This is a genomic window from Caenibacillus caldisaponilyticus, assembly GCF_002003465.1.
Lineage (GTDB): Bacteria > Bacillota > Bacilli > Bacillales > Sporolactobacillaceae > Caenibacillus > Caenibacillus caldisaponilyticus.
This window is the reverse complement of record NZ_BDDQ01000094.1, coordinates 1-4285: the sequence shown is the minus strand read 5'-3', so window position 1 is coordinate 4285 and position 4285 is coordinate 1. Positions and strand designations below refer to the sequence as shown.

The following is a 4285-nucleotide window of genomic DNA, read 5'->3' as shown; positions in this document are numbered from 1 at the left end:
TCGCGTGTTTCTGAACGCGGCTGAAAGGAAATGGAGCTCTTCAGGAAAAACTGGAACAACCTATTTTGAATTGAAGGAAGGCCGCATCTACGAAGTGAACGAGCCGTGGAAAGGTCGCTATTTTGTCGCCGTAGTCGGCGGAAAGATCGTCGATGTGACTGTGGACGATGTAGAAAAGAATATCGCATGAGGTGACAACAGTGGGGTTAATCAAACGCCAATTCAGAATCGAGGATACTCTTTGGGCTCGGTGGCAACGGGCAAACAATCGAGCCGCAACAAATGGCAGCGAATTGATCAGGAGGTTCATTGAAGAATACACCACTAAAAAGGAGAAGGAGCTGAACATCATGGCTCAAGTCGTTGAGACAATCGCCCGACGCGATGACTTCCCGATCGACGGCGAAGCATACGTCGTCGGGAAAGTCGATGACGGACGGTACTTCTTCGCCTGGGGCCCGGAATATCCTTTCGCGGATGAGGTTCCCGCGCATGACATTGAAGCCGGGGAATCCGGTCTCAGCTATCATGAGACCGAAGAAGCCGCCCGAAAGGAAATGCTGGAAGCGATTCGAGCAGAGTTTGAAAATCGGGAGCCGCGCAAGTGGTACATCGATCGTGTTTTCATCCGAAATGGAGAAATGCACGATTGTGGATTCTATCTCCGCGAGGACGGCATCATTGAATGGCATGAACCGATCCCAAACGGGGATATTCAAGAATTCCCCATTGAAGAATGCACATATGAGGATGGGGTCCCGGTTGATCTGGATGATGGAGAAGCGATCGGCGAGCTCATTACGAGCAAAAAAGATCGCATCAAACAAATCTTCTTGGAAATCGATGAATCAGATTCAGATTGGAGCTACGCGGCCGATAAATTCGTGCAATGGTGCATCTCAAAAGACTTTCAAGTTGAATCATTCACCGAGTTCGTTGAATGGATGGATGACGATCGGATCGGCAGCGTTTGGGACTTCTGGTTCGGCTACGGAAGCGACTTTGAAAAATTCGCTGAAGACTGGGTAGAACCCGAAGAAATTGACGATTACCTTGCCTACTGCCGCGAACATGCTTGAAAATCATCGCCACCCGCGGGGCGAATCCAAATACCGCGGGATATGGAAGGAGGAAGAAATGTACATTCACACCATCACTATCGAAAATGATCGCGACGGCTATGCGGTTGTTGGATGGGGAGACGATATCGATTTTGCAAAATTTCCCTACGATGAAGAAGGAGCCTATCAGAAGGCCCGAAAATTTGCCGCTCAAAAAGCGAAAGAATTCGGTTGCAAATTCCGGATCGCGGCATTCGGGAATAGCGGTTGGGACTATGAGTTCCTATACGACGGAAAAAATGACATATATAAAATCTACTACGATTCGATGATCAACCTCGAAGGCCCAAAATTGAAAATGATTGGAACATATGAAGAATGTCACGAATGGTGGAATAAAAAATACAATGAAGTCCATAGCGCATGAACCGCCTCATCCAGGGCGGTTTTTTTATTCACCTTCAATTTCCTCAAGCCAAGGCAATTCCCGAAACGCTTTCAGCACCGTAACATAACAATTCGGACAATATTCCGCACTCAAATCACGATCATCACCAATATACCGAAGCGGCAACTTCCGCAAATTCTCCGCCCGGCCGACGCGATCGCAGTACATGCATCGGCCGACGAGGCGGCCTTTTTCATCGATCCAATGTTCTCCCACCTTGAATCACTCCTTTAATAGAACATTTGTTCTTATTTTAGATCGAAAAAAATAAGGTGGCAAGCGCCACCTAATAACCCGTCTGAATTGGATCTATTCCTTTAACCAAAACTGCAAACAAAATTGCAAACGAAACTGCAAACGAAAAAAATAAACATCCATAAAACACGATAAACAAAAGGCTAAATTCAAGCCATTTTTCACGTTTGCAATAATATGAAATAAAACGTAAAAATGCTTTATAAAAGCAATGTGCTTAAATGGTAAGGAAGAGGTCGCAGGTTCGAGCCCTGTTGGAAGCTCCATTTCATTCTAACTGTGCCGGGGTTTCGCTAATAAAGCGGAACCCCGTTTCATCTTTAGGAAAAGGTTCATTGCAAACGAATGGCTAACGAAAAGATATTGTAACGATTTGGATGGTTTTTGCTGGCTCACAAATAACTCAATCGGGCCCATTCTTCATTTGAAGAGTGAGCATTGAGGAATTCATGATAGAACACGCCTCCTGTAAGGAGGTTTTTATTTTGGCTTCAACAAGTGATAACAGGCTTCTATAAAAAAACCCCATCAATGGCTTCGAATCCTTCCTAAAAAAGTCATCCCCGGGCTTCATTTCTCATCCGGGCTCTTTTTTAACTTTCAACGGTCAGTCGACAAGGGTTGGCAAAAAGGTACGGTATGAAACCTGCCGCCTTCTTTTGAAATGGAAAAGACAGGTGTCGGTAACGGGGATTGCTTACTCCAGGCGATGCCTCACTTCGATGACCTTCCCGATGATAAAAATTTGCTCGGCGGGATATAACATCGGCTCCATTTCCGGATTGGACGGAATCAGCATACACATGCCGTTTTGGCATTTGACGCGTTTGAGCGTGGCCTCATCACCGTTCACGGAGATCACTGCAATATCGGTCGGTTCCACTTGATTTTGCAGCACAACAATGACGCGATCCCCGTCGAAAATGTTGTCGCCGATCATGGAATCGCCTTGCACGCGAAGGATAAAAGCCTTTCTTCCCCGCAAGATATCCGGTTCCACCAGTTCATAGCCTTCGATGTTTTCAATGCGATCGATCGGTTCGCCGGCGCGGATCGTGCCGAGAACAGGAATGCGTTCCATAGACGGCGAATGATACGGGACCGCATTTTGAAGCGTGGCCAACCGGTCGCGGCCGAGGAGATAATCTACCGAGACGTTGAAAAAGTCCGCGATTTTTTGGAGTGTTTTATAATCAGGCTGGCGATCTCCGGTCTCCCACATCGCGACCGTGCTTTTTCCGACATTTAATTTATTGGCGAGTTGAGGTTGCGTCAGTTTATGGGTTTTTCTCAGTTCCTTAAGCCTTTCGCTCAATCTGGCCAACATTCATCATCCCCCTTTTGAAGGTTATCATATCACGGAATGAGAGAATAAAAAATAATTCTCAAAAAATGTGAGAAAAAAAGCTTGACTATCTCACTTTCCGTGATAATATAATAATCAAATAACTCACAAAAAGTGAGATAAAGAGAGGAGGCATCAAAGAACAAGCCGTTGGACAGATCGTGTCGTTTGGAAGATTGGATGCAAAGCGTGGCCGAAAAAAGAGAGCTTTCCTGCAAAATTTTTTTAACATCTATTCTCACTAATAGTGAGAATAGGGCCGGCCTAAGGAGGTGCTGAACAACCGGCAAAAGGAAATCTCGGTTTGAAAACAAGCCCATGCAATCAAGGACGGAATAATCATCGTCCGAAACCGAACGCCTCCATTTGACCGCATGACACGTGCCAAATGATAGAGACGGACGGGAAGGATGCTGTCCAACTTTTTAAAAATCAACCGGTTTCTCACTTCACAAGCCTGTACAACATAGAGCGAACTTCCATTTAATATACCAAAGGAGTTGATGAACAATGTTTAAATTGTTTTTGGATCCCGGGCATGGCGGTACCGATCCCGGTGCCGTCGGAAACGGGCTGCAAGAAAAGAACGTCACGCTGCAAATTGCGACGCGCATCCGTGACATCCTGACGGCCGAATATAGCAATGTCTCGATTTTAATGAGCCGCACCGGCGATCAAACGGTCAGCCTGACCGAACGCACGGATGCCGCCAATGCTTGGGGAGCCAACTACTTCCTCTCCATTCATATCAATGCCGGCGGCGGAACCGGGTTTGAAAGCTATATCTATCCGAATGTCGGGGCGCCGACGACCACCTATCAACGCGTGATTCATCAAGAAGTCGTCAAAGTCAATGAGCTGACCGATAGAGGTATGAAACAAGCGGATTTACATGTTTTAAGAGAATCCGCTATGCCGGCTCTCTTAACGGAGAACGGCTTTATCGATAACGCCAGCGATGCGGCGAAAATGAAAAGTTCCTTTTGGCTCGACAAAGTGGCGAGGGGCCATGTGAACGGATTAGCCCTGGCTTTCAACCTGCAAAAGAATACGGCGGTTTATCATACCGTCGTTGCCGGCGATACCGTTTATTCATTGAGCCAACAGTATGGAAGCACGATTGACCAAATAAAAGAGTGGAACCATTTGGATGACAACTACACCATTTATGTCGGG

Annotated in this window: 6 protein-coding genes; 4 read left to right on the top strand and 2 right to left on the bottom strand. The window is 46.5% G+C overall.

Annotated elements, in window-relative coordinates; all coding sequences use genetic code 11:
* The 3 genes from CCB157_RS17760 to CCB157_RS16255 form a co-directional block, all read left to right on the top strand.
* The coding region (locus CCB157_RS17760; RefSeq protein WP_158077364.1) for a hypothetical protein at positions 1-190 on the top strand (190 nt) is incomplete at its 5' end.
* 160 nt (positions 191-350) lie between these two features.
* Complete coding sequence (locus tag CCB157_RS16260) at positions 351-1079, top strand: hypothetical protein (RefSeq protein ID WP_077616874.1); 729 nt, start codon at positions 351-353, stop codon at positions 1077-1079.
* 58 nt (positions 1080-1137) lie between these two features.
* Positions 1138-1488 carry a hypothetical protein gene (locus tag CCB157_RS16255; RefSeq protein WP_077616873.1) on the top strand — a complete coding sequence of 117 codons (351 nt, stop codon included), beginning with the start codon at positions 1138-1140 and terminating at the stop codon, positions 1486-1488.
* Positions 1489-1512: 24 nt separating this feature from the next.
* Here CCB157_RS16255 and CCB157_RS16250 read toward each other — a convergent pair whose 3' ends face one another.
* Both CCB157_RS16250 and CCB157_RS16245 read right to left on the bottom strand, forming a co-directional pair.
* Positions 1513-1725 carry a hypothetical protein gene (locus CCB157_RS16250; protein WP_077616872.1) on the bottom strand — a complete coding sequence of 71 codons (213 nt, stop codon included), beginning with the start codon at positions 1723-1725 and terminating at the stop codon, positions 1513-1515.
* A 736-nt stretch (positions 1726-2461) separates the two neighbouring features.
* Positions 2462-3091, bottom strand: coding sequence for a LexA family protein (locus CCB157_RS16245; protein ID WP_077616871.1), 630 nt, complete (start codon positions 3089-3091; stop codon positions 2462-2464).
* Positions 3092-3619: 528 nt separating this feature from the next.
* On the opposite strand from CCB157_RS16245, the gene CCB157_RS16240 reads away from it, so the two are divergent.
* On the top strand, positions 3620-4285 hold a 666-nt coding region (locus tag CCB157_RS16240), incomplete at its 3' end, for an N-acetylmuramoyl-L-alanine amidase (protein WP_077616870.1).

Bases quoted from the DNA above. Each gene is read 5' to 3' on its own strand.
- CCB157_RS16260 (WP_077616874.1), top strand. From the start codon at position 351: ATGGCTCAAGTCGTTGAGACAATCGCCCGACGCGATGACTTCCCGATC.
- CCB157_RS16255 (WP_077616873.1), top strand. From the start codon at position 1,138: ATGTACATTCACACCATCACTATCGAAAATGATCGCGACGGCTATGCG.
- CCB157_RS16245 (WP_077616871.1), bottom strand. From the start codon at position 3,091: ATGTTGGCCAGATTGAGCGAAAGGCTTAAGGAACTGAGAAAAACCCAT.